General features: G+C 53.4%; 15 protein-coding genes. 7 read left to right on the top strand and 8 right to left on the bottom strand.

The genetic code is table 11. The features are described from left to right. Window positions 1–274 precede the first annotated feature (274 nt). Window positions 275–2,215 carry a molecular chaperone HtpG gene (htpG, locus tag A6X21_RS08615; RefSeq protein ID WP_068847170.1) on the bottom strand — a complete coding sequence of 647 codons (1,941 nt, stop codon included), beginning with the start codon at window positions 2,213–2,215 and terminating at the stop codon, window positions 275–277. 427 nt (window positions 2,216–2,642) lie between these two features. On the opposite strand from htpG, the gene A6X21_RS08610 reads away from it, so the two are divergent. After that, window positions 2,643–4,133, top strand: coding sequence for a DUF1570 domain-containing protein (locus A6X21_RS08610; RefSeq protein WP_068847169.1), 1,491 nt, complete (start codon window positions 2,643–2,645; stop codon window positions 4,131–4,133). A gap of 96 nt (window positions 4,134–4,229) precedes the next feature. Here A6X21_RS08610 and A6X21_RS08605 read toward each other — a convergent pair whose 3' ends face one another. Continuing rightward, entirely contained in the window at window positions 4,230–4,994 is a 765-nt protein-coding gene (locus A6X21_RS08605; RefSeq protein WP_261340642.1) for a sugar phosphate isomerase/epimerase family protein, read from the bottom strand. Between the two features lie 362 nt (window positions 4,995–5,356). Here A6X21_RS08605 and A6X21_RS08600 point away from each other — a divergent pair, with 362 nt between their 5' ends. The 3 genes from A6X21_RS08600 to A6X21_RS08590 all read left to right on the top strand — a co-directional run bounded on the left by A6X21_RS08600 (window position 5,357) and on the right by A6X21_RS08590 (window position 11,354). Next, window positions 5,357–6,577 (top strand): inositol-3-phosphate synthase, encoded by a 1,221-nt coding sequence (locus A6X21_RS08600; RefSeq protein WP_083233472.1) that lies wholly within the window; start codon window positions 5,357–5,359, stop codon window positions 6,575–6,577. Window positions 6,578–6,818: 241 nt separating this feature from the next. Beyond that, window positions 6,819–9,851 (top strand): PSD1 and planctomycete cytochrome C domain-containing protein, encoded by a 3,033-nt coding sequence (locus A6X21_RS08595; RefSeq protein WP_083233505.1) that lies wholly within the window; start codon window positions 6,819–6,821, stop codon window positions 9,849–9,851. Between the two features lie 66 nt (window positions 9,852–9,917). After that, window positions 9,918–11,354 (top strand): DUF1501 domain-containing protein, encoded by a 1,437-nt coding sequence (locus A6X21_RS08590; RefSeq protein WP_068847167.1) that lies wholly within the window; start codon window positions 9,918–9,920, stop codon window positions 11,352–11,354. A gap of 342 nt (window positions 11,355–11,696) precedes the next feature. On the opposite strand, the gene A6X21_RS08585 is transcribed toward A6X21_RS08590, so the two are convergent. Both A6X21_RS08585 and A6X21_RS08580 read right to left on the bottom strand, forming a co-directional pair. After that, a complete protein-coding gene (locus A6X21_RS08585; protein ID WP_068847166.1) occupies window positions 11,697–12,146 on the bottom strand; it encodes a division/cell wall cluster transcriptional repressor MraZ in 450 nt (149 codons plus the stop codon). Window positions 12,147–12,356: 210 nt separating this feature from the next. Then, entirely contained in the window at window positions 12,357–13,523 is a 1,167-nt protein-coding gene (locus A6X21_RS08580; RefSeq protein ID WP_083233471.1) for a glycosyltransferase, read from the bottom strand. Window positions 13,524–13,705: 182 nt separating this feature from the next. Here A6X21_RS08580 and queA point away from each other — a divergent pair, with 182 nt between their 5' ends. Next, the gene (queA, locus tag A6X21_RS08570; protein WP_068847163.1) at window positions 13,706–14,800 is read left to right on the top strand and encodes a tRNA preQ1(34) S-adenosylmethionine ribosyltransferase-isomerase QueA; all 1,095 of its coding nucleotides are present in this window, start codon (window positions 13,706–13,708) and stop codon (window positions 14,798–14,800) included. A gap of 40 nt (window positions 14,801–14,840) precedes the next feature. On the opposite strand, the gene A6X21_RS08565 is transcribed toward queA, so the two are convergent. Then, window positions 14,841–16,097, bottom strand: coding sequence for an NHL domain-containing protein (locus A6X21_RS08565; protein ID WP_083233469.1), 1,257 nt, complete (start codon window positions 16,095–16,097; stop codon window positions 14,841–14,843). 209 nt (window positions 16,098–16,306) lie between these two features. On the opposite strand from A6X21_RS08565, the gene A6X21_RS08560 reads away from it, so the two are divergent. After that, window positions 16,307–17,638: a metallophosphoesterase family protein gene (locus tag A6X21_RS08560; protein WP_068847162.1), complete on the top strand. Its 1,332-nt coding sequence runs from the start codon at window positions 16,307–16,309 to the stop codon at window positions 17,636–17,638. Window positions 17,639–17,643: 5 nt separating this feature from the next. On the opposite strand, the gene A6X21_RS08555 is transcribed toward A6X21_RS08560, so the two are convergent. From A6X21_RS08555 to A6X21_RS08545, 3 genes are all read right to left on the bottom strand, one after another. After that, window positions 17,644–19,821, bottom strand: a complete 2,178-nt coding sequence (locus A6X21_RS08555) for a peptidoglycan D,D-transpeptidase FtsI family protein (protein ID WP_240490206.1) — start codon at window positions 19,819–19,821, stop codon at window positions 17,644–17,646. 68 nt (window positions 19,822–19,889) lie between these two features. Further along, on the bottom strand, window positions 19,890–20,213 hold the full coding sequence (locus A6X21_RS08550; protein WP_131818252.1) for a hypothetical protein: 324 nt from the start codon (window positions 20,211–20,213) through the stop codon (window positions 19,890–19,892). A gap of 91 nt (window positions 20,214–20,304) precedes the next feature. Further along, window positions 20,305–22,263, bottom strand: a complete 1,959-nt coding sequence (locus tag A6X21_RS08545) for a LysM peptidoglycan-binding domain-containing protein (protein WP_068847160.1) — start codon at window positions 22,261–22,263, stop codon at window positions 20,305–20,307. Between the two features lie 278 nt (window positions 22,264–22,541). Here A6X21_RS08545 and A6X21_RS08535 point away from each other — a divergent pair, with 278 nt between their 5' ends. After that, complete coding sequence (locus A6X21_RS08535; RefSeq protein WP_240490205.1) at window positions 22,542–24,236, top strand: NAD-dependent malic enzyme; 1,695 nt, start codon at window positions 22,542–22,544, stop codon at window positions 24,234–24,236. The last annotated feature ends 39 nt before the right edge of the window (window positions 24,237–24,275 follow it).

Here is a 24,275-nt window from a genome sequence, read left to right as displayed (position 1 = left end):
CCATGTGCCTTCGTCGAATCTTAACCCCGCAGGCTACGCGAATCGACCGCCTGTTTCGAAAATTCTTTCGGAATTCTTGTGAAGCCTTGATTTGCGGCGATTCTCAAATGCACAAGGCTTTCCCGACGGAGTCGTCCATCGAGAAAGCCTTTGTGCCCGTTCGCACCGGACTTTATTCGTTGTTTTGCAGCAATTGACTGAGATTAGAGCCGTTCAATGGCACTGTGAGCCAATCCAACTTCTCATGGAAAACAACTGCCGGAAGGCTGTTTGATCAGGTGATAATCACAGTTCGTTTGTCGGCCGCTTCCTCCATGAGTTTCCGCATACGGTCTGCGGTCAGATCTGGTTCGACAACCAAACCATCCAGCAGCATGGCCGAGGCGTAGAGCTGGAGTCCGCAATCCGCAATAAAGTCATCGTTGGTGCCGGAACTGCTCAATGTCGCCAGCCGACCAATCAGCGGTGCCTGAGGATTGACCTCGAGAATGCGGCGGCTGAGATTGAAATCCTTCACGGTCTGGCTCAGGACTTTTTGCAGTTGGCTGCTCATGGAGCCTTGCGGATTGACAAGACAAACCGGGCTGGTGGCCAGCCGCGTGGCCTTGCGGACATCCTGCACACGTTCACCCAGCGCCTGGCGGAAGATTTCAAGAACCCGGTCAAAACCGGCTGGGGCGATTTGTGAAGAACCACCCTGTTCTTCACCGGTCGTTGAACTCGATGGGGATTCGGCTGAAGCGGGAAGTTGAATATCAGCCGAATCAATCGAGACCAATGATTTTCCATCGAACTCCTGCAGATGCGAAAGCGCGAACTCATCGACCGGATCAGTGAGGAAGAGCACTTCCAGTCCCCGGTCGCGGAATGTTTCGTAATGCGGGTTCCTGAGCAGACTCGCCAGATCTGGTCCGCCGAGATAATAGATCTGTGTCTGGTCTTCACGCATCCGCTTGACATATTCCCCGAGCGATGTGGTGGCTCCGGGAGTGACATCATGCGAGGAAGCGAGTCGCAGCAGGCGGGCGATTTTCTCGCGATTCTCGAAATCAACACCCACTCCACCGCGCAAAACCATCCCGAACTGCTCGTAGAATTTCGCATAGGTCGCGGGCTGTTCCTCGGCCAGTTCGGCCAGATAGTCGAGAACCTTTTTAGTCAAGACCTTCCGCAGCTTGGGAATCAGTCGATTGTCCTGCAACGTTTCGCGGGACACGTTGAGCGGAAGGTCGGCGGAATCGACCAATCCATAAACAAAGTGCAGATAATCAGGCAGGAGATCTTTGTTGTCGTCCTGAACGAGAATTCTTTTCGCGCACAGCGTCAGACCGTGTTCGAGGCGACCGAACCCCTGCAGCTCAAGATTGACTGGCGGACAGTACAGAATCGATTGAAACTGCAGCGGTGAATCTGCCGAGAGATGCAGATGCCACAAAGGCTCTTCATTCGCATGATGTGTGAGCCATTGATAAAAGCTCTTGTATTGCTCGGGCGTTACCTGCGATTTGGGCTCCACCCAGATCGGTGGCTGATTGTTGACGTGTTTTTCGCCCACATAGACAGCATGCGGCACAAATGTCGAATACCGGCGAACAATCGACTCGAGCCGATATTCTTTGGTGAACTCGTCAATCGCATCCTCTTTGAGATGCAGCACGATCTGTGCACCGCGTGGTGCTTCATCGACTGGCTCGATCGAATACTGTCCGGTGCCATCGGATGTCCATTTCCAACCGGTTTCTTCGCGATAACTGCGAGTGATCACTTCGACGGTATCTGCCAGCATGAAAGCGGCATAGAAGCCGACACCGAACTGTCCGATCAAGGAAAGGTCTGATTTGTTGCCGGACGAATCGGAATCGTGAGTACCTGCTTTCGCCTCGGCCGCTTTTTTCATGAAATCAAGCGAACCGCTGTGAGCAATGGTCCCCAAATTTTCAATCAGTTCTTCGCGAGTGAGCCCGACTCCATTATCTACGATTGTTAACGTTTTCGCCGTCGCATCGGGAAGCAATGTGATTTTGAGTGGGGCATCGTCCCGGTACTCAGCTTCGGAAAGTTGGATATGCCGCAACTTGTTGAGAGAATCGGATGCATTGGAAACAAGCTCACGAACTGCGATTTCGCGGTTCTGATACAACGAATGCGACAGAATGTTAAGGAGCTGCTTGATCTCGGTCTGGAATGTGAATTCTTCGCGGGTGGCGGTCGTCATCGAAGCCCTCACTGAACTTTGGAAAGTTGGGAACAGTTTGAGACGTACAAGATGGGCTGCCAAAATGGCAGTTCCTCATGGTTGTAGTAACTGAGGATGCAACGTCTGTTCCGATTGCCATCGGATCTTGTTGCAACGGCAAGTTTGGGCTCGTTGTTTGTTCATAAATGTCTATTTTGTAATGCCTTACGATGCTTCTTTGGTGTTGGATGCGAAGTTGGAATACCTCAATGCTGCAAGCAGGTTCGGAAGCCAACGAGAATTCTTCGGGAGATCGTGAGGATTAAGCCTTCGAATTTGTCATGAACCGCTATCGATGCGTCGTTTTCTACGGGTACACTCAAGCGAAAGAGTTCTACGATCCTGTCTTTTACTCTGAAGTCTTGCTGAACGATCACCTTCACTGATTTTCATCCAAGGAAAGCGCATGCCAACTGGTGCATGGCGAATTTATGGCTGCTTCACACTCGCACTCTGCTGCCTGTGGGGGAGTGCGCTGCCAGCCGATGAATTTGAGTTGCTGAACGAACGCCGAGAAGTCAGGAAGCTTTCTGGAAGGCTGGCGGGTGAGGGCCAAGGTGCTCTTGCCATAGAAAAGCTAGATGGCAGTTACGAACTTGTCGGGAGCGGTGCCATCAAGTCGCGTAAGCCTGAAGAGGCACCGGCTCCCATCGCACCGGCGCAACTAGCCAGGCAGTTGGAAGACGAGTTTGGCAAAGACATTTGTGTGACGTCGATCGATGCGCCTTATGTGGTGGCCTTGCTTCTGGCGGCACCATTGCCAAAAAGCCAGGAGTCGCGAGCCAATGCTTTCTGCAAGAAAGCAACGAAGTTCTTTAAGACAGTGGAGAGTGTTTTTGAAAAATATGCTGCCGATATGGGACTGGCTCTTGAACCACCTTCTCATCCACTCGTGGTTTTGATTTTTGAAACCAACGATCAGTTCATCGCCTATTTCAATGAACAGACCGGTGGAACTGGCCTCTCAGGGGCCAATGTTCTCGGCTTCTACTCAGCCGCTTCCAATCGACTCGTGCTTCGTATGGCCGAATGTGACACCTTTGAAGTCCCTCTCCATGAAGCGATTCATCAGCAGGTTCATAATCGAGGCTTGCTGCAACGATTGGCGCCTGTTCCCGTCTGGTTCAATGAAGGTATTGCGACGGGATTTGAAGCCAATGGTGAAAAAGTGACTGGCGGCCCGGGCAAGCTGAATCTGCGTTATGCCCGGTCGGCACTGGCGGCGAAGAATGTGAACTGGCAGGAAATCATCACGGATGACAAGGCCTTTCGAGGAGATCTACTGGCTGGCGAAGCTTATGCCCATGCCTGGGCCATGCACTGGCTGCTGATGACAAAATACAAACAGAACTATGCGGCTTATGTCAAAAAACTGGGTGAAAAATCCGTACTGGCCACAGATACTCCCGAAGCGCGCCGCCGGGAATTTGAGACAGCTTTTCAGAAGAGTATCGACGAGTTGCAGAAGGAATTGCTCCAGGCTCTGGATGCAGCGCTCAAGAAGCAGAAAGTGATTGATCGCGACCAGACACGGCCAGGGTATGTCGTTGCCAATTCGAACCTGGCCTCAGTCGAGATTAAAGCTGTTTCCTCACCTGTTGGTCGCATGCAGGTGGAAGGTCAACTTAAGAATCTTTCAACGATCAGACCAATGACTTTCCTGGTCACCTTGGTGACAGATGGCGGGCAATACACGCAATGGGTGCTTTCCAATGTGCCCATTTACAAAACAGCTCCGCTCGTGCGACGGCTCCCTTCCACACCAGTTCCCGGGGGTGGAGCGGCGGGTTCCGGTACGTCTTTTCGCTTCTATATCGAATCAGCACTTCCAGACAGTCAGCAGGCTCAGCAATGGGAAGATGGTCAACTGCCTGTCCCTGCCCTCCTCCGTGAATAGTGAGGGCCTCTGGTGAGACGCTTTTTATAAAATTGGAGCTCTCTGCGTGTCATGCACGCTCCAGGCAAGCATGTTTTCGCGAACAACTCCGCGCGGTTACCCCTTGGGAAGCATGCGCCGAAAGTAAGCCAGACCGTTCATCGTATCGCCCAGTGGATCCTGCCCCTGGGTGCGGATTGGCATGAGCCAGCCGCGAAATTGAACTTCTTCTAATGTGGCAATAACTTCTGGCCAGGCGATTGTTCCTTCGCCAACAGGCGTTTCAAGGCCGCCCTGCTGGAAATCACGGATCCCGTCGCGAAGTGTGACATGGCCGATCTGCTCGTGGAGCGAAGTGATGGCTTCTCCAACCGAAAGGCCCTGCATCGCAAACGAAGCCGTATCGAAATCAATGGCCAGTCGGCCAGTGGTTATGGAATTTGTGAACTCTTTGAGACTTTGCGGTGAATCGGCTGTGGGGATGATGCAGAGGACAACTCCATGATGGTCTGCCAGCCGAGTGAGATCCGAGAAGACTTCGTCGAGAATTTTCCGGGCTTTTGATGTACTGGTGGCAGGGTTGTTTTCGGTGGCTTGAGGCAAGTGGCCCGGGCGAAGGCAGACAGTGCTCAGGCGGAGCTTTCCCGCGAGTTGAATAGCATGCCGGATGAGGGTCAGTCGGTCATCCAGCCCATCGTCTTCAAAAAGTGCTTTTCGCAGTGGTAACCAGCCACTGGCCAGAGTGAGCCCCAGTTCACTGGCATAATGCTGAAGTTCTTTAAGAGCTGTGGCATTCCAGTCCGGGCCATTGATTTCTCTCGCGAGGTCAAGTTGCACTCCTCGGGCCCCAGCCTCTTGTGCGGCTTGTAGTGATTGGCGCATCGGGAGTCGAAACAATCTCGTCGGCAGAGAAAGATGTTTTTGATTCATAAACAGACATACTCGATGCTATTGAATAATTGCAGTGGCGTGGCGCAAGGCCCCGGAATGACTTTTAGAAGCCTTTATTCTGAAAATCTGGTCACAATCCGGCAACCGAGAGGTTTACAAGTAACCTGCTCACTCGTCCCACCTTTGCATTCGTGTTAATTTATATGTTCAGAAGCAGCTGCGGAGAGACTGTTCGCCACAAAATGCCGGCTGAGTCCACTTGGGTGAACCCCGTGTCCTCGCCGCAGTAACATAAGCTGTGATGAACGAAGATGGATACTGAAGAAACGACTTCTGGGAAGTGAGAGCAATTGATGGCGGCGCGAGTTGGGCTGTGGATGGTCGGTGCCTGGGGTGGCGTGGCAACAACAGTGGCGACTGGCCTGTCGGCACTCCGGCAGGGGTTGTCGGCCCCGGTTGGGCTTGTGACAGCGAAGGAACCACTCGCCAGTCTCCCCTGGGTCGATTGGGGTGATCTAACGATTGGTGGTCATGATATTCGCGAAACCACCTATGCAGCCGAAGCCCAGGTACTGTGGGAGAAATCGAGAGTCTTTTCTCCCGATTTGCTGAACCGGGTGGCAGATGACTTTGCTGCCTGGGATCAGAATATTCAGCCCGGTGTTCTGGTCAATGTGGGCGATCGAATTCGTTCGCTGGCGGGTGAAAAGTCGCGATCATACCTCGCAGAGAGTCCATTGCAGGCGATTGCCAGAATCCGCAAAGATCTCGAAAACTTTCGCCAGCAGCATCGACTGGATCGATTGATTGTTGTCAACGTCGCTTCGACAGAGCCGCCCGTTGATCCAGCCCTCGCAGAACTTGACTGGCCACAACTGCAAAAGCTGCTGGGAGCCACTGAGCCGATCAAGCTTCCTTCGAGTTCACTCTATGCGATCGCTGCCTTTGAATGTGGTGCCTCTCATGTCAATTTTACCCCTTCAGTGGGGACTGATCTGCCGGCATTGTCCGAACTGGCATTAACTCAGGGAGTGGTGCATTGTGGTCGCGATGGGAAAACGGGAGAAACGTTGTTGAAGTCAGTCCTTGGACCCATGTTTGCTGCGAGAAATCTGCATGTGAACAGTTGGGTGGGGCATAACATTTTTGGCAATCTGGATGGGAAAGTTCTGGATGATCCTGCCAATAAAGCGACGAAAGTCAGATCCAAGGATCATCTGCTGACAGAAATTCTGGGCTACAAACCGCAGACACTGGTTTCGATCGAGTACATTGAGTCGTTGGGTGACTGGAAGACCGCCTGGGATCATATCCATTTCGAGGGTTTCCTCGGAACGAAAATGGCCATGCAGTTTACCTGGCAAGGGTGCGATTCCTTGCTGGCAGCTCCCCTGGTGCTTGACCTCGTGCGTATTGCCGAGTTTGAGGCTCGGCTGGGAAGCAAAGGGTTGCTCTCCTTCGTGGGTTCCTTCTTCAAGAGCCCCATGGGCTGCTCAACTCCCGAGTTTGCCACCCAATACCAGCAACTCGTCGAGTGGGCTCAACTGCGTCAAAGCCAGTTCGAAAAGAAGTAATCCAGGAGTCCTGCTGTAATCTTCGAGGTACCTGAAATCTGTCTCTCTCAGGTCGAGAAACTCGGGAAAGTCTAGTATTCCACGGAGTTTGGCAGTTCAATGAACTGAATTGTTGTTGTGATGCATCGAAAAGTTGAATTGCTTCTTAAGTTTATCGCAATTTGAGCGTAGGTCATTGACGCAATTGTATCTGCATGATGGATCAATCACGTTGAGTGATGTGGCAGGGAGTTTTCCCAAGATGTATTCGCAGTTTTTTCGCGACCTGACCAACTGGAATCGGCGAGAATCGCGTCATCGCCCTGCCATTGGATTGGCAGGTCTGGCCCTCTGCCTGCTGATGGTACCAGCGGTGGCCTCAGAAAAACTCGATTACAATCGAGATGTGCGGCCCATCCTGTCGAACAAGTGCTTTCGCTGCCACGGATTTGACGACAAAAATCGAGCCGCTGGTTTGCGGCTCGATATGGCCGAGGGGGCACTGGCTGAGCGTGATGGTGCGTCGGCAATTGTGCCCCATGCTCCTGAAAAGAGCCTGCTGGTGGAACGGATCGAGACCAGCGATGTTGATCTCAAAATGCCACCGCCAGAGTCACCTCAACAGTTAACGACGCGGGAAATCGCCCTGCTGAAACAATGGATTCGTGAAGGAGCCGAATATCAGCCCCACTGGGCCTTTGCGCCGCTTTCCAAGCCAGAAATCCCAGTATCAATGGCAACCCCTGTCGATACGGTCCCTGGTTCACCACTCGATGGATTCATCGAGAAAGATTTACTGGCTAAAGGGATTCCGGTCGCACCCATGGCTTCGCGGGCCGTACGAATTCGTCGACTTTATCTCGATGTGTTAGGAATCCTCCCTTCTCCCGAGGAAGTCGATCGCTTTGAGCAGGATGCAGCTCCTGATGCCTGGGAAAAACTGGTCGATCAGGTCTTGGCCAGCCCGCATTATGGTGAGCGCTGGGGGCGGCACTGGCTTGATCAGGCACGCTATGCCGATTCAAACGGCTACACCATCGATGGAGCCCGTGTCATGTGGCCCTATCGGGATTGGGTGATTCAAGCACTGAATGCGGATATGCCGTTTGATCAATTTACGATCGAACAATTGGCTGGTGATTTGTTGCCCAATGCCAGCAAAAAACAGCTTGTCGCCACAGCGTTTCATCGCAATACGATGATCAACGAAGAAGGTGGTGTTAAAGCGGATCAGTTTCGCCATGAAGCGATGGTTGATCGCGTGGCAACGACCGGGTCAGTCTGGCTGGGCCTCTCGATTGGATGTGCCCAATGTCATACCCACAAGTATGACCCGATTACCCATGAGGATTTTCACAGGCTGTATGCTTTCTTTAATGCGGCCAAAGATGCCAACAATCAGGCCGACACCGTCCCGGTTTATGTGAATGAGGTCTTCGGACTCACCCCCGCTCAAGAGGCACTCCTCGCACAACTGAAAGCTCTGCGGATCGAGCAGGGAAAATTGAAAGAGGCCGTGGGGAAAGAGTCGAAAGTTGCCAATGGCAGCGACCCGGCTTCTGTTCGTTGGCACCGGGTTGAATTCAAGCAGTTTGCTGCTGGAAGTAATGGGGAGCTTGTCCAACTTCCTGATCAATCGCTGCTCGCCAGCCGGAAACTTGCCGAGAACGACAGTTATGAAGTCACGTTTGATTGGCCCGAGAAAACCCGAGCCGTCAAGATTGTGGTGTTGCCCCACGAATCATTGCCCCGGCAAGGCCCGGGCTTGGCCTCGAATGGTAATTTCGTTCTCAGTGACGTTTCTCTGAAGCAGAAAGATCGATCTTACCGCTTCGAGCAGGCCTTTGCTGATCATGAACAACCTGGCTACACCGCCAGCCATGCCATCGACAATGATCCTCAAAGTGGCTGGGCAATCAATGTTTCTGCCGACCAGACCAAACGCAATCCACAGCTCAAAATGAATTCCCGACATGAACTCGTGTTGAAGGCATCTCAAGAGGTCGAGCCAGGGCCCGTGACAATCGTTCTTAGGCATGATCGGAATGCTCATTATCTGGTGGGCCGTTTTGCTGTCGAAGTGGCAGATCAATGGCCTGAGTCGACAACTTCCTCTTCGCAAATCCAGCAACAACTGGCCGAAATCAACGAGCAGATTCGTCGGCTGGAAGCTCAAGTTCCAGGGGCGGGCCGTGAATACCTGCAGATGGTGATGCAGGATCTTCCCAAGCCGCCACCGACCTATCTGCTGTTGCGAGGAGATTTTCTGAATCCCGATCTTCCCCGAGGCGAGCTTTCTCCCGGTGTTCCTGGTGCCTTGACGGTCTCTACCGGCCCGGCCGACAAGCTGAAGAATCGACTTGATCTGGCTCGCTGGCTGGTCAGCAATGACAATGCTTTGACAGCACGAGTCTTTGTGAATCGTGTCTGGATGCGATATTTCGGACGGGGGATTGTCGAAACCGAGAATGATTTTGGGATGCAGGGTTCGTTGCCATTCTCACCAGAGCTTCTCGATTGGCTGGCAGGTCGATTTATCGAAAAGAAGTGGTCCATGAAGTCGCTTCATAAGGAAATTCTGCTTTCAAAAACTTACTGCCGGGAGAGCCGGATCACTTCTTCGGCACTGTCAAAAGATCCACAGAATCGCGCCCTGGGGCGACAACAGCGTCTCCGAGTCGATGCGGAGATTGTGCGCGACCTGATGCTTTCAGCCAGCGGATTATTGACTCCCACAATCGGTGGCCCGAGTGTGTTTCCTCCGCAACCGGCTGGTGTTTTTCAGTTCACGCAGAACAGTAAGCCGTGGAATGAAGAACAGGGAGAAAATCGTTATCGCCGGACGATGTACACGATGTTCTATCGGAGTGCTCCGTACCCGCTGCTGGCGACATTTGACGCACCCGATTTCACTTCGGCCTGTACACGGAGGCAGCCCAGCAGTACCCCACTTCAGGCACTTTCGGTGGCCAACGATCCGATGTTTCTGGAAATGGCAGGTGGTCTGGCTCAGCGGGTGCTTCAGGATGAGTCTCGCGATCCGGAGGCGATTGCCCACGCCATGTGGAAGATCTGTCTGTCGCGTGGCATGAGCACTGCAGAGAGCGAAATTGTGGCTAAGTTCTTTGAAGCGGAAAAACAAAGGTTTAATCGATCGCCAGAGCAGATCAACGAACTGTTAAAGCCCATGAAACGGTTTTCATGGCCGGCGGATCTCTCCAAAGCCGAGATTGCGGCCACCATCAGTCTGGCGCGACTTGTTTTTAATACCGATGAGTTTATTACCCGCAACTAGACGATTTTCTGGTCGTTTCCTTCGAACCTTGAGACTTCTCCCCGAACCAGAACAGTGCAGGTCAGCATGCCAGATCGATCACAAGACAATTCGACGATTTCCAAACATGCTGCTGATGTTTTGAATCGCCGCTATTTTCTCCAGCAGGCCCCACTGGCATTGGGAGGGACGGCACTGGGGGCTTTGTTGGCTCAGGATGGCTTTACTGCGGAACCGACACCGTCGCCCACGTTGGCGAAAGCGAAAAGTGTCATCTTTTTGTTTATGGCCGGCGGCCCGAGTCAGCTCGAACTCTTTGAGGATAAACCCGAGCTGAAGCGGTTTCATGGCGAGGCACCACCGGCCAGTTTTACTGAGGGACGTCGCTTTGCATTTTTGAAGCCGGATGCCAAGCTGCTTGGCAGCACTCGCCAATTCAGTCGTTACGGCGAATGTGGGATGGAACTGAGTGAACTCCTCCCGTACCACCGTTCGATTGTGGATGATGTCTGCTGGCTGAAGGCTGTGGCAACAGATGTCTTTAATCATGGCCCAGCCAAACTGTTTATGAATACCGGTTTTCAGGCACCGGGGCGGCCAAGTTTTGGTTCCTGGCTGACATACGGATTGGGGAGTGAATCACAGAATCTGCCAGCTTTTGTGGTGCTGCAGAGCGGCCCGCGTGGCCCTCGGGCGGGGAATGCCCTGTGGTCGAGTGGTTTTCTGCCTTCACAGTATCAGGGTGTCCCGCTGCGAGGCCAGGGGCCACCAATTCTTCATCTACAAACTCCTGCGGGATTTGATGATGAAGGGCAGAGCCGACTGATCTCGACGTTGCGGCAATTGAATGACGTGCAGTTACAGCAGTCGGGTGATCCAGAGATCGCCACTCGAATTGCCGCTTACGAAACCGCCTATCGGATGCAGACGAGTGCTCCCGAGTTAGTGGAACTCTCGCAGGAGACCGAAGCGACGCTCAATCTTTATGGAGCAGAACCTGGTAAGGCCTCGTTTGCGAATAATTGTCTTCTGGCTCGTCGGCTGGTCGAGCGCGGTGTGCGATTCATTCAGCTTTATCATACCGACTGGGATCATCACGGTGGGAAAGGGGCCGACCTGACAGACGCTCTGGAAAAGGAATGTCGGGCAGTTGATCAGGCGTCGGCCGCACTGATTCTTGATCTGAAGCAACGCGGTCTGCTGGACGATACGCTGGTGATCTGGGGTGGGGAATTTGGTCGAACACCACTGGGTGAAGTGCGCGGGACCATTGGTCGCGATCACCACATTGATGCCTTTACCATGTGGGTGGCAGGTGGTGGGTTTCGGCCTGGATACATTCATGGTTCAACCGATGAATTGGGATTTGCAGCGACGAGTGGACGAGTTCACGTTCATGACCTGCATGCCACACTCCTGCATCAACTGGGGATTGATCATGAGCGGTTGACTTACCGCTTTCAGGGGCGGGATTTCCGACTGACCGATGTGCATGGCCACGTGGTTCAAGAGGTGCTCATCTGACGCTTCTGAGATTTTTCTGTTGAGGGATTTCTACAGGCAAACATCAGGCTGCCATCAAAAAAACTGCCGGTCGCGGGCTGCCACCTGCGACCGGCAATCTGTTCTATCGGCGTCTGCCAGCTGCCTGTGACATCTTGCCACGTTCTGCAGCGAGCAGCTTTTCACTTCCTGTCAGAGTCGATCACTCAACTCCTCTGCAGCGAACGCCCCTGCTGAGATTCCGTTCTCAGTCAGGCATTTCCGCGAAGCCCGGTAAGCCAGCGGGAAGAACTCAACAAAATTTACTCAAAGCTCCCCTGTTCTCCAAACCAGCAGGCTTGTTGAACAAAGAATTCACATCACTCAGCCCGCAATCTGCCAGGAGTTCCCTGGAGAGGAGAGCTGATCGAACTGTGGGGAAAACGTTCTCGTATACAGATCCCAATGCTCCCGATCCCAGATTTCGACATGGTCATTCACGCCCAGCAGATAAATTTCTTTATCAAGCAAAGCGTGTGTAGAAAGCCGATCCGGAATTCGGAATCGTCCTTGATTATCTAAATCGACCCTCTCCGCAGAAGAGTAAAACAACCGCAAATACGTTTGGTCACCCCCAGGAAAGCCTCTGGAACTTAATGTTTCCGACAGACAATTGAAACCTTCCGGAGAGTAGAGCACCAGTGATTTTTGAGTCCCGGGTGCAATGTACAGATGATTACATTCGAGGCAACCCAAGTCTTCGCGTAGTCGCTTGGGGAGGCCCACACGCTGCTTCTCGTCGAGAATTCGCAGGTAGGTACCCGTCAGCGGCATCTTGACCCAGTCGCTAGTTACGAGGCAGCGTCGAGAGATTCCAAGAAGGGATGTGTTTCCCCATTCCTCCCCACAATCTCCCACAAAGTCCCCGCAGAATATCAATCCGTCACCATCGTGCAAGTTCAGCTCGTGGCCGGAAGGGTCTGATGATGTTCTCCGTCGCCGTAGCTCGTTATGCACAAAGCGATTCGGTCGTGGAAAAAAATTTCAGTTGATCGACGTTGAGAGTGCTGGTGGGCTCACTTCCAGCAATTGTCGGTACAGAAAATCGTAGGCAGAAATCGTCGCCTGTGTCGTAAGGTGTTTTTGAATATATGCTTGCGCCGAGTTCGCGAGGGCGGTGGATCGAGTTTCGCTGCGGAGCGCTTCATCAATGGCGGCCGCCAGAGCCAGTGAATCATCGACGGGGACTAGCCAGCCCCGCTGGCTATTTTCCCCTCGCTGGCCATGCCCGAGGAGTTCTGAGCTCCCTTCGACGTTGGTGGCCACACAGGGCTTGCCCGTCGCCATCGCTTCAAGCAGCGCATTGGGCATTCCCTCCCAGCGCGATGCGAGCACGAAAAGATCGCAACTGGCCATCAGGCGAGGAATGTCATTTCTCTGCCCCAGAAAATGGACGCGACCACTCGCTGGGCTTTGAGTGCCTTTGTGAAGTTCGAGCTCTTTTCTTAGCGGACCTTCACCGGCAATCACCAGATGAAGCCTCGGCCATTCAAGGGCCACTTTTCCAAATGCATCGAGCAATATGTCCATCCCCTTCTGCACATCCAGCCTCCCGGCAGAAAAGAGCATGATGGCATCGGAGGGGAGTTCGAGATCTGCTCTGGTGAATGGGATGGCGTTTTTCCAGCGGTCGATATCAATGCCATTCGGAATAACGACGAGCCTAGTCTGGTCGAGCTTCCAGTTTTTTGCTGCGTGCTGACGGACGCCTTCACTCACACAAACCCATCGAGTCACCAGCGAAGCTGTGAGCCATTCAACCCAGCCATGCCAATGGGCTTGCCGTTCTGCCACGCGCAGACCACATACCACGACGGATCGCCCTGCTCTGAAAGCCGCCAGACGCCCCAGAATATTGGCATGGAACAGATATGTCTGAATAATTTCTGGCTGAAAGCTGCGGATATTCTCAACCAACTGCTTGAGAACTGACAGCGTTGACCAGACGCTCCTGGCACCCAGGCAGCGTGGAACAATCCCCTGCTCTTCGAGTTGATCGCAAAGCTCGGCCCGTGGCCCCAGGCAAACCACCCGCACCTCCCAGCCTTTATGCAGTAAGCCGATGGCCAGTTGCACGAACTGTTGCTCGGCACCACCCCGGTCAAGTTCCGTGATGATCATCAGAATTCGAATTCGAGGGCTGTGGGTCATGCAGTTCGCATTCGTCAAAACGTCTTTCGATTTCGGTCGATACCAGCCGTTTTCAGGAATTTCTGTTCCTGCCAAAGCAACTCTGGGCTCTGTTCGCCAGACATATCGAGAACTTCAATGTAGCATCAATGATTCAACGAGTGCGAATCAAGTTCCGGCACTCGCAGTCTATCGGAGAAAGCATGTCGTCCTCCCCAGATTTTGAGTCACTTTCGACTTACGATTATGAACTTCCTCCGGAACTGATTGCGCAGCATCCTTTGCCTGAGCGAGACGCCTCTCGCATGTTGGTCATACATCGTTCGAAAGGCACGATCGAGCATCGGTTCATTAAAGAGCTGCCGCTGTTTCTTAAACCCAACGATCTGATTGTGGTCAACAACAGCAAAGTCGTACCTGCCCGATTACAGGGTGTGAGAGCTTCCACTGGCGGCAAATGGGAAGGACTTTTTCTGGGAGTCACAACCTCCGGAGAGTGGCAGATCATTGGGCAGACGCGCGGACGGCTTGTGGCTGGCGAGTGGATCACGATTCCTGTTCCAGCGACTCATATCGAAAATGCTGCAAGTCGCCAGAACTCCGACCTTCAATTGCAGTTGATTGAACGTGGAGAAGGTGGCATCTGGAAAGCATCTCCTCAGAGTGAAATTTCTACCTGGGATCTGCTTGAGCAATATGGAAGCATGCCTCTGCCACCTTACATTCATCGAGATGACGAAGAGGCGGAAGATCGAGTCCGCTACCAGACGATTTTTTCCGGGCCTCAAGGCTCGGTCGCAGCTCCCACTGCTGGACTGCATTTTACTCCCGCATTGAGAGATCGATGTGCAGCTTCCGGGGCGAAATTTGCAGAAGTCACGCTGCATGTGGGCATGGGGACATTCCGCCCCGTCAGCAGTGAGCGGATCGCTGAGCATCAGATGCATACGGAAACCTGCGAGTTGTCTGAAGACGTAGCACAAAAAATTCGATCGACAAAGTCCGAGGGCGGGAGAGTCCTGGTAATTGGTACAACTTCGGCGCGAACCTTGGAATCGGCTGCGAGAAAAGTGGGCGTGGGTTTACCTTGGCAGGGCGAAACGAATCTTTTCCTCAGGCCACCATGCGAGTTTCTGCAAGTCGAGGCTCTACTGACGAACTTTCATGTTCCCAAATCGACACTCTTGATGCTGGTTTGTGCCATGGCAGGCTACGACCTGACAATGCAGGCCTACAAAGAGGCCGTCGAGCAGCGCTATCGCTTCCTCAGTTATGGCGACTGCATGCTCATTCTGTAAAACTAAGTTGTATCCGGTCTGAAGAGTCATCCCTGCCTGCTTATCGTAACGGAAGAACGCGGATTTTATTGTTGGAACTGTCTCCCACCAGGAGTAAGCCCTCCTTGGTAATGAATACACCATGGGGCCGGTTGAGGCGGCAGGTCTTTGCATCCCCGTCTGGGCCATCACCGGCTTTGCCATCACCAATGACAGTTTCAATCAGGCCGGTCTTCGCTCGAATCACACGAATCGTGTGTGTTTCGGTATCGGCGAGATAAATGTCGCCATTAGCATCGACAGCCGCTCCCTTGGGGGCACCGAGAATGGCTTTGCGGGCATCAATCCCATCACCGACTAAAGATGGCTTACCACCCACACCAGCAATGTGGATGAGTTTGGCTTCTCCCATGGGAAAGCGATAGACTGCGTTCCCTTCGCGAAGCGCGAGAATCATGTCTCCTTCGGGAGTGAAGTCGATACTGCGCGGGCCATTGAGGGGTGTGCCCACCTGCGGATCACCATCTTTGGCAGGTTTCTTTTCGCCAGTTCCGTAAGCGGTCGAGATCAGGCCCGTTTTCATATCGACTTTGCGAACCCGGTGGTTCCCGGTATCGCAGATCAACAGATCGCCAGCCGGATCGATCTGAATGGAATGTGGCATATTCAATTGAGCTTTTTCGGCTGGCCCGCCATCACCACTGAATCCGGCGGTTCCTGTGCCTGCCAGCGTGGAAATCATGCCCGTTTTGCCATCAATCTTGCGGATGGTATGCGTCCGCATATCGGCAATGACAATATCCCCTGCCGGAGTGAAACGGAGTTCGTGGGGTTCATTCATCAAGGCCTTGGTCGCCGGGCCGCCGTCACCGGCAAATCCCTTTTTGCCTGGAGTCCCGGCAATGGTCGTCACCGTCTGCTTTTCGAGATCGAGGCGGCGAATAATATTACCAGTGTATTCACAGAAATACAAAGCACCATCTGGCCCAATCACCAGTCCAAACGGCTGGCCACTGTGAGTTTCGAGGAATGGCTGCTGATCGCCATTGAAGCCATCTTTGCCTGATCCAAAGAGCGTTTTGACTTCGCCCGCATGGACCATACCGAACTCAGCAGATGCCAAGAGGCTCAGAAGCACATAGAGTGCAGCCAGCCGCACGAGATTGAATTGCCAGAAGCTTGTCTGGCTGGATCGCGTGGTGGCATTACGGTTTCTTTGAACGCAAAGAAGAGACCGCTGGTGAACACGATGAGATCTCTGCGCCCCATGAGCATTGTGCATGTATGTGGTGGTCATATGCTGCCCGTCAGTGATCATGGCCGTTGTCTCTCTGAAAGTTGTTTCCCTGGAACTGATTGTCACAAATACGCCCTTCGTTATGTTCTTGCCACAGGAAAGATCCCATTTTTTTCAGTGACTTTTCCAGAGGCTGTTCGCGGGAATTGACCGTACCAATGCTGTTTTGCGATGATGGCTTGTGCATTTTGGCAAGCGGATTGATTCACTAAACAGACGAGACACGACTCATGGATGCTTCTCAATTCCCAACATCGAGCAGTTTCAACGTCAATCGCCGCGCGTTTCTCGAAGGGCTGTCGATTGGTGCCATCGCGACAACGGGCTTAGCCAGTACCGGTGCATTAACGTCTGGTAATGAAGTTCATGCCGCTGAGAATCAACCGCCATCGAACGCCGATGTCACTGCAACGTCACCGACCAGGATTCTTGTGGGCGCTCCCGTTCTGCAGTGTCCGGCAACTGACGGAATGAGTGTCGTATGGCAAGTCTCTGGGAATGCGACCGGCTGGGTCGAGTATGGTACGACAAAAGAGCTGGGCCAGATTGTGAGACCGGGAGGGTATGGCCTCAACTCAATGGATTCTCCAGTGCTGTCTGCGAGGTTGGAAGGTTTGCCTGAAGCCGCCACGATCTTCTATCGGGTTGCTGCTGCTCCCATTGATTTTCAGAACGCTTACAAGGTCGTTCGTGGAGAGACAGAATACAGTGAGATCTACGAGTTTCGGTTACCCGACCCAGATGCGAAGAGCTTCCGCTGGTGTGTGATCAACGATACGCACGAGGTCGATCAGACCTTGAGTGCCACGCTCGATAAAGTCGATGAACTTCAGGCCGAACTGATGGTCTGGAATGGGGACATTTTCAACGATATTCGCTCCGAGAAACAGTTGGTCAATCAGACGTTGCAGCCAGCAGGCCGGGCCTATGCAACAACCCGGCCCGTGATGTTTGTGAGTGGCAATCATGATGTTCGCGGTGTGCTGGCACGTCGTTTGGAAGAATGCATGCTTTCGCGGCCAGAGAGCAGTCCTCTGGGGCGATGTTTTGCCCTCCGATGCGGACCAGTGGCTTTAATTGGTCTCGATACCGGCGAGGATAAACCTGACAGTCACCCGGTGTATGCCGGCTTAGCTCAATTCGAACCTTATCGTGAAGCTCAGGGGGCATGGCTGGCCAAAGTGCTCACTCAGCCAGAGATCGCGGGTGCGCCTTATCTGGTGGTTCATTGTCACATCCCGCTCTTCGGGAATCGGCGTAAGGATGCCGTGGAAGGTCAAATAGAGTTTGCCCGATTCTGCGAGCAGGGGCAGAAATTCTGGTTGCCGCATTTAGAGAAAGCCAAAGCGCAACTGGTCATCAGTGGGCATACGCACAAGCATCGATTCATGCCGGCGGAGAATGGTCAGGTGATGGCACAGCTCATTGGTGGTTCACCGAATCTGGCGTTAGCCACCGTGATTCTCGGGGAAGCCACATCCGAACGACTGCAGGTGACCGCCCTTCAGATGGATGGGCAGACTCTGGGAACATGGACTTTCCAACCCAGAAATCCTGCATAAAGCTCTTATCTGGAGGGGTGGTTCTTTGCTGGTGATGCTGCCCAGCGAAGATCTTTCGAAAGATGCCTTAAAGTATGCTTCAGAATTTCTGCAGCAGCAGGAGCAGCCACTTTGCCACCAAAAGCTTCACCACCCACACTGGCTTCGTTGACGACCACGAGGACAATCGCCCGAGGCTTGTCGATGGGTGCACCGCAAATGAAAGAACTCACATACTTGCCGTGCGAATAGCCACCAGAGGCTAATAGAACCTGCGCTGTCCCCGTCTTTCCAAAGACTTCGTAGTCGTCGAGTTGAGCTTTTTTGCCAGTCCCGCGAGTCACCACTTCGCGCAGTGGTTCACTGATCATCCATCGAGAGACATCGCTGGAAATCACCTGCTGGGAAACCTGAGTTCGGCTTTCGCGAGGGGCTTTGATGATTGTCGGGCTGCGCCAGACACCACCATTCGCGATCGCAGCATGGGCTGCGATCATCTGCAATGGAGTCGCTGCCAGTTCATGACCCATAGGAATGGAGCCTGTCGAGTAGCTGTTCCACTGAGACAAAGGTCGCAACAGCCCGGGTAATTCACCGGTTAGCTCAATGCCTGTGCGGCGGCCAATTCCAAAACGTTGTGCAGCCTCAAAAAGCTCTGCATTTCCCAGCAGTTCACCAACTTTGGCCATGCCGATATTACTGGATTTCACAAGCACATCGGTCAAGTTCAATGAACCATAGGCATAGGTATCATGCAAGACTCGTCGTCCCATCCGATACTGACCACGTTCGCAATCGAAAACCTGGTCTTTCTGAATCAGACCCGCTTCGAGGCCATAAGCCACAATGAGAGGTTTGAACGTCGATCCAGGTTCATAAATATCGCTGATGGCCCGGTTCTTCCACGAATCACTGGCAGCCAGCTCGGGTTGATTGGGGTCAAAAGTGGGTCTCGAAGCCATCGACAGGATTTCGCCTGTGTGGGGATCCATCGCAATCGCGCAGACACTGCTGGGTTGCCACTGAGTCATGACCTCATCCAGAACACGTTCGGTCTGGAGCTGGATGACAGTATCAATCGTAAGTGTGACAGATTCGCCCGGACTCATCGGCAAGGTCGAGGTCGGGTCGATTTCAAGCACTCTTCCCCGGGCATCTCTCAGTAAGGTCTCGGAACCAGGCTGACCAGCCAGAATCGATTCCTGAGACTCTTCGATCCCGCCCTGCCCGATCCCGTCGATGTTCCGCAAGCCCAGCACATGGGCAGCGATCTGCCCCTGGGGATAGACGCGGCGATATTCTTCGCGGAATCCCCATTGATCGCGCGGTAATTTTAATTCGCGGATCGATATGACTTCGCTGGGGTCCAGCCGTCGTTTAATCCAGAGGAACTGAGATTTCGACGAGTTCCTGATTTTTTGAGAGAGTTTTTGTGGATCGAACTGGAGTACACTCGCGACTTTTGATGCGAACGACTCTGGTTCATCAATCAGGCTGGGAACCAGATAAAAACTTTGTGTGGTGACAGTTGTCGCAAGAATCCGCCCCGAAGAATCAAGAATGTCCCCTGGTCTGGCTGGGACTGTCTGTCGAAAGATTCGCTGTCCCGAGGCTGTTCGTGAAAAATCATCCTGCTCAAGAACCTGGAGCTGGATCAACCGCCCGGCCAAAACCACACTCACGACGAGAGCACCCAGGCTGGCGATCAGCATCCGCTGTTCCATCGAACGAGATGTGAGCCACGGATAGGATGCTGCCGGGTTGACTGAATCCCGGGGAGACGTCAGCGGCTCCGTTGAGAGCTCCATCGCTTGCCGCATACGGTTCGATGTACAGCCTTTCCAGATCCATCTTGCCATGGAGCCAGCGGCGAGAATCCATTGGGCTCCCCTAAGTTTTAATACGCTTTCCTTCCAGAATCTCCCGGGAAAACTGAGCCATTCGCGGTACTCGGGAGTTGGTTGTGGTTGAAGAGATTCTGTCGAACTGAGGGGTTGAGTGGCTGGTTCCGAGCTGCTGGTTTCGTACTTGGGAAACCAGCGCTGAATGATGGTCCTGCGCAGGGATTGAACGAGTGGTATTTGTGACCAGCAGTCAGATAACTGGTGAATGAAGGGCCAGAGTTGGCTCCATCGATTGGTCGCGTGGAACAGCCAATTCTGGCAGGTGTTCCTGATGCGAGCGATCAACGAGGAGAAGCTCATGGGACGGTTGCTTTCGTGAGACCCTTCATCCGATCAGGACTGGAGAGGTGGAGTGAAACCTGGCGTTCCTATCGTCTGATCGGTGTTTTCTCCTGACGGGAAAGATCCGCCACAGTACGTTTTGGTCGTTCAGTTCTTTTTCGCGAATCGTCGTCATAGCTGGGCCGGATCGCCATCAGCTCACCACGTTCGAGTTTTGGTAACAGATGAACTGGTGAGCTCGCGGCATGCACTTCCAGACGAAGCTGAACCAGTTGCTCCTGAGCGACATCAATCCGGTAGCTTTGGCGAATGATCTGCCTCTTGAGAGACAGTATTTCTGATTCCAGCGAGGTTCCATATAGCGAAATCGCTACGACAATCAGTACTGCGACTCCAAATCGAAAAAACATGGCCACCTGATCCCGTGCAGCTTTGGTGTGCCTGCAAACTTTGCGGTACCAATTGCTGGCAGTCGATCGACTCACGAGCAACCCGCATCGCTCAGTTTCGGGTGCCCGGCGACGTGTTCATCACTTGAACCTGGCTGGCATCGGGTGGAAGTCGCAAAATTGTGCCGACGGCAATGGTATTTCCGTCTTGAAGCTTATCCCGGTTGAGTTCGAGAATCTGGATCCAGCGGGAAGAGCGGCCCAGATGTGCTCTGGCAATGCCGCTCATCGTGTCCTGATCACTGACTTTGTACATAGGAGCACCTGCCGGGTCGATGAAGAAACCACTGGCAGGTGCTTCATTCGTTCCTTCTGATGGAGCACTGTTACGTGCGGCTTCACTGACTTCGCGAGAGGTCGAGAATCCATATTTCTGTTCAAGAAATTCCACTGGAGGAATCTCGATCGTCGTTCCGGGTTTCATGGCTTCGGGACGAGGAACCGCCTTGGCATTATGAGAGGCAAGAGCGTTGAAGTAGCGTCCGCTGCCATAGACCTTTCGCGAAATACTCCAGAAGTTATCACTGGGTTCGACGGTGTAGCGTTGGCTGGGAGGGAGTGTAGAACCTGGATCAAGACTCAAATTCACTGGGTTTTGAGTATTGGCTGCGGGTATCGAAAGCTGATCTGGAAAGGGTGACTCCTGTGGAGCAGGTTTGTTACCCGCCATCGGCAATCCAGCAGGGGCAGGTTGTTTCAGACCACCGGTCGAAGCAGCCGGCGTTTCAAAACCGAAAGCATCGAGATCATTCGCAGGAGAATTATTCACTGGCTGTGAGGGGGCGTTGGATGCAGGTCGCTCAACCGTCTTTGGTGTGGGAATTGTGGTGCTTCCGCCAAAGGGATCGCTATCGAGATCGAGCGGCAATGTCGGCTTGGCTGGTTCCTTTGAAGCGGGTTCCTTCTGAGAAGCAAGATTATCGAACCCAAACTCGTCGATGACTGCCGGAGATGGAGTTTTCGCTTTAGCGGAAGGTTGTTCGAGTTCTGCAAATCCAAGTTCTGGCACAGCCCGGGATGTCTCTTGAGTTGTTGGCTGTGCTGGCTCATTCACTGGAGAACTGGTGGCAGTTCGCTTGGGTTCCACCTGGACGGGCAGCTCAAGAGATTCGACGACGTTTGCCTGACTATCCGCTGCAAGACTGGCATCGTTCGCAGGGATTTCGACGGGCATGGAAAACGGATCATCCTGAGATACCGATGGCTGATTTTTTGGGGGAGTTAAAGACAGTTCGTTACCACGAGAAGTGGTCGTTGCCGCTGGCTTTTCCATATCAGCAGCAGGAGATTCGAGGGCAAATGGATCTTCATTTGCGGGCGAACTCGTGGCCATCTTTTCAGAAGAAACTGGCTTGTTCTGGAGAGGCTCAAGATTGCCAGCAGGTAAAGTCAATTCTGCATGATCAGAGGAAGTGATTGCTGCAGGTGATGGCTTTCGTGGCGTTAAATCTGGAAGTTCCCCTGCGAAGGGGTCGGTCTCGACGGCCCTTGACGTACTTCCACTGGCTGTGGTCGCGGGAGATGCTGTCGCGTTGGCCGGTCGATTTGATCCGGAAGACTGATCCGCTGGCAAATCGAGGGCAGCGAAAGGATCAGCATCGACAGTTGTCGATTTCGGCGTGGAAGCGACCACTGCAGCGGGAGGTGTTTCCGCTGGAAACGCCATATCATCGAGGTCTGTCGGCAAGCTTGGGAGACTTCTTGCCGATGACTTCGAGTTAGCCACAGGAGATGCGACAGGATCGTTTTTGAGATCGAGCAGTTCATTCTCGAGGCTCGATGGCAGCGTCGTGGCTGGCTTGCTCTCAGGACTGGATGGCGAAGATGCTGCGTTGCTGGAAGCGAGTTGAATCTCAGCTTTGATGTCGTCAGCACTGATTTCTGTTGAGGCACCTTCTGTGGCTTGCGCGACAGTAATCTGTGGGTGTTGCAGCCGTTTGTAGAGCAGCAAGCCAAAGCCGCAGGCCAGCACAACCACCAGCACCAATCCGACTTTGGTTTCTCGGGCCATGTCATCATCCCTGACAAAAAGTGAACGCGAACGACCGCTCGTCCTCCTGACGAGTTCACCATTTGTCTACGCTTCCGAATGACGGGTCAAGATCAATGCACAATTCCACACATCTTCGAGACCTGTGGCTCAGATTTTGCTGGCAATTTTCAAGAAGGGATTGCTCCTGAAAATCTGGCTCTCTATTGTGCCGGGACAGCATTGATTTCGTATGAACGACAAATCCCAAGTGCCTTTCGAGTCATTCAGCTCTCAGGCATTAGAAGCGAGTGATTCCCATGTCGAGTGACGTGCCACCTGTGCCATCTCCAGGAATGGGTCATTCCTTCCCGTTTCGAGTCATGAGTGATCCTGCCTTCAATAAAGGAACCGCATTCAGTATCCAGGAGCGAGATCGCTTCGGGCTGCATGGCCTGCTCCCTCCGCACATCGAGAGTCTCGACGAACAGGTTCAGCGGGTGTACGAGGCCTATCAGCGGAAAGACGATGATCTCGAACGGCATATTTACCTTCGGGCGCTGCAGGATACGAACGAGGTGCTGTTTTACAGGCTGTTGTTGGAGCATATTGAAGAGATGCTCCCAATCGTCTATACGCCTGTTGTCGGGCAGGCCTGCCAGCTCTTCAGTCATATCTATCGCCGACCGCGAGGATTGTTTATTTCGTATCCGATGCGAGATTCGATTGGCGCGCTCCTCCGCAGCAGGCCTTACTCGGATGTAGACGTCATTGTGGTGACGGATGGAGAACGAATTCTCGGGATTGGTGATCAAGGGGCTGGCGGGCTGGGAATTCCCATTGGAAAACTTTCGCTCTACACGCTGATTGGTGGAATTCGCCCTGAGCGGACATTGCCCATTGTGCTTGATGTGGGCACGAACAATGCCGAGCGACTCAAAGATCCGGAGTACATTGGCTGGCGACACGAACGCATTTCGGGGCAGGCGTATTTCGACTTTATTGATCAATTCGTCAAAGCGGTTCAACAGGAGTTGCCGCAGGTGTGCCTGCAATGGGAAGACTTTGCGACCCCGCATGCGAGGCCCATTCTTGAGCGTTATGCCAGCAAGTTGCTGACGTTCAATGACGATATCCAAGGAACAGCGGCTGTCGCTCTGGGGGCTGTGATGGGGGCTGTGGGTGTCACAGGAAAACCATTGCATGAGCAGCAGATTGTGTTTCTCGGTGCCGGTTCGGCTGCTGTCGGTGTGGCCGATTATCTGAGGGCGGCTTTAGTGCAGGACGGATTATCGGAAGCCGAAGCGCGGCAGCGGTTCTGGATGGTCGATAAAGACGGGTTGTTGCACTCCGATCGGCATGATCTTTCACCCGAACAACAGGTATATGCCCAGGATTCCGCAAAGTTGCTCAATTGGCCAAAGACGGCCCAAGGTGCCATCGGTCTGGCTGATGTGATTCAGCAGATCGAGGCGACGATTCTGATTGGTCTTTCCACGGTGGGAGGGGCGTTTAAGGAACCGATCGTTCGCGAGATGGCGAGCAAGGTCGATCGACCCGTGATTCTGCCACTCTCGAATCCCACGTCGCGATCTGAAGCCTGCCCGGAAGATCTGCTCCGTTGGACAAATGGCCGGGCTCTGGTAGCAACGGGTTCACCTTATGCCCCAGTTGTGTGGGATGGGCGGACAATTCCAATTGCCCAGTGCAATAATGTATTCATTTTTCCTGCGGTTGGGCTGGGGGTAGTGGCCTCAAAAGCCACGCGAGTGACCGACGGGATGATGCTCGCGGCAGCGCGGGCACTGGGCGAACATTCGCCAGCTCTTAAAGACACTGCAGGCTCGCTCCTCCCGCCACTTTCCGAAGTACGATCGGTCGCCCGTGCTATTGCCGAAGCCGTCGGAATGGAAGCACAACGGGCTGGTGTGGCCCCCGTAACAACCAGACCTGAACTCATTGCCCGAATTGAAGCCAGTCAATGGCTGCCGGAATATGGGCCTGTCGCGGACTGAATTCGATCGAGGAATAACGACCCCTTGCGGGGGATTATC

Origin of the sequence: Planctopirus hydrillae (assembly GCF_001707835.1) — a bacterium.
Taxonomy (GTDB): domain Bacteria; phylum Planctomycetota; class Planctomycetia; order Planctomycetales; family Planctomycetaceae; genus Planctopirus; species Planctopirus hydrillae.
This window is presented reverse-complemented; position numbering and strand designations above follow the sequence as displayed.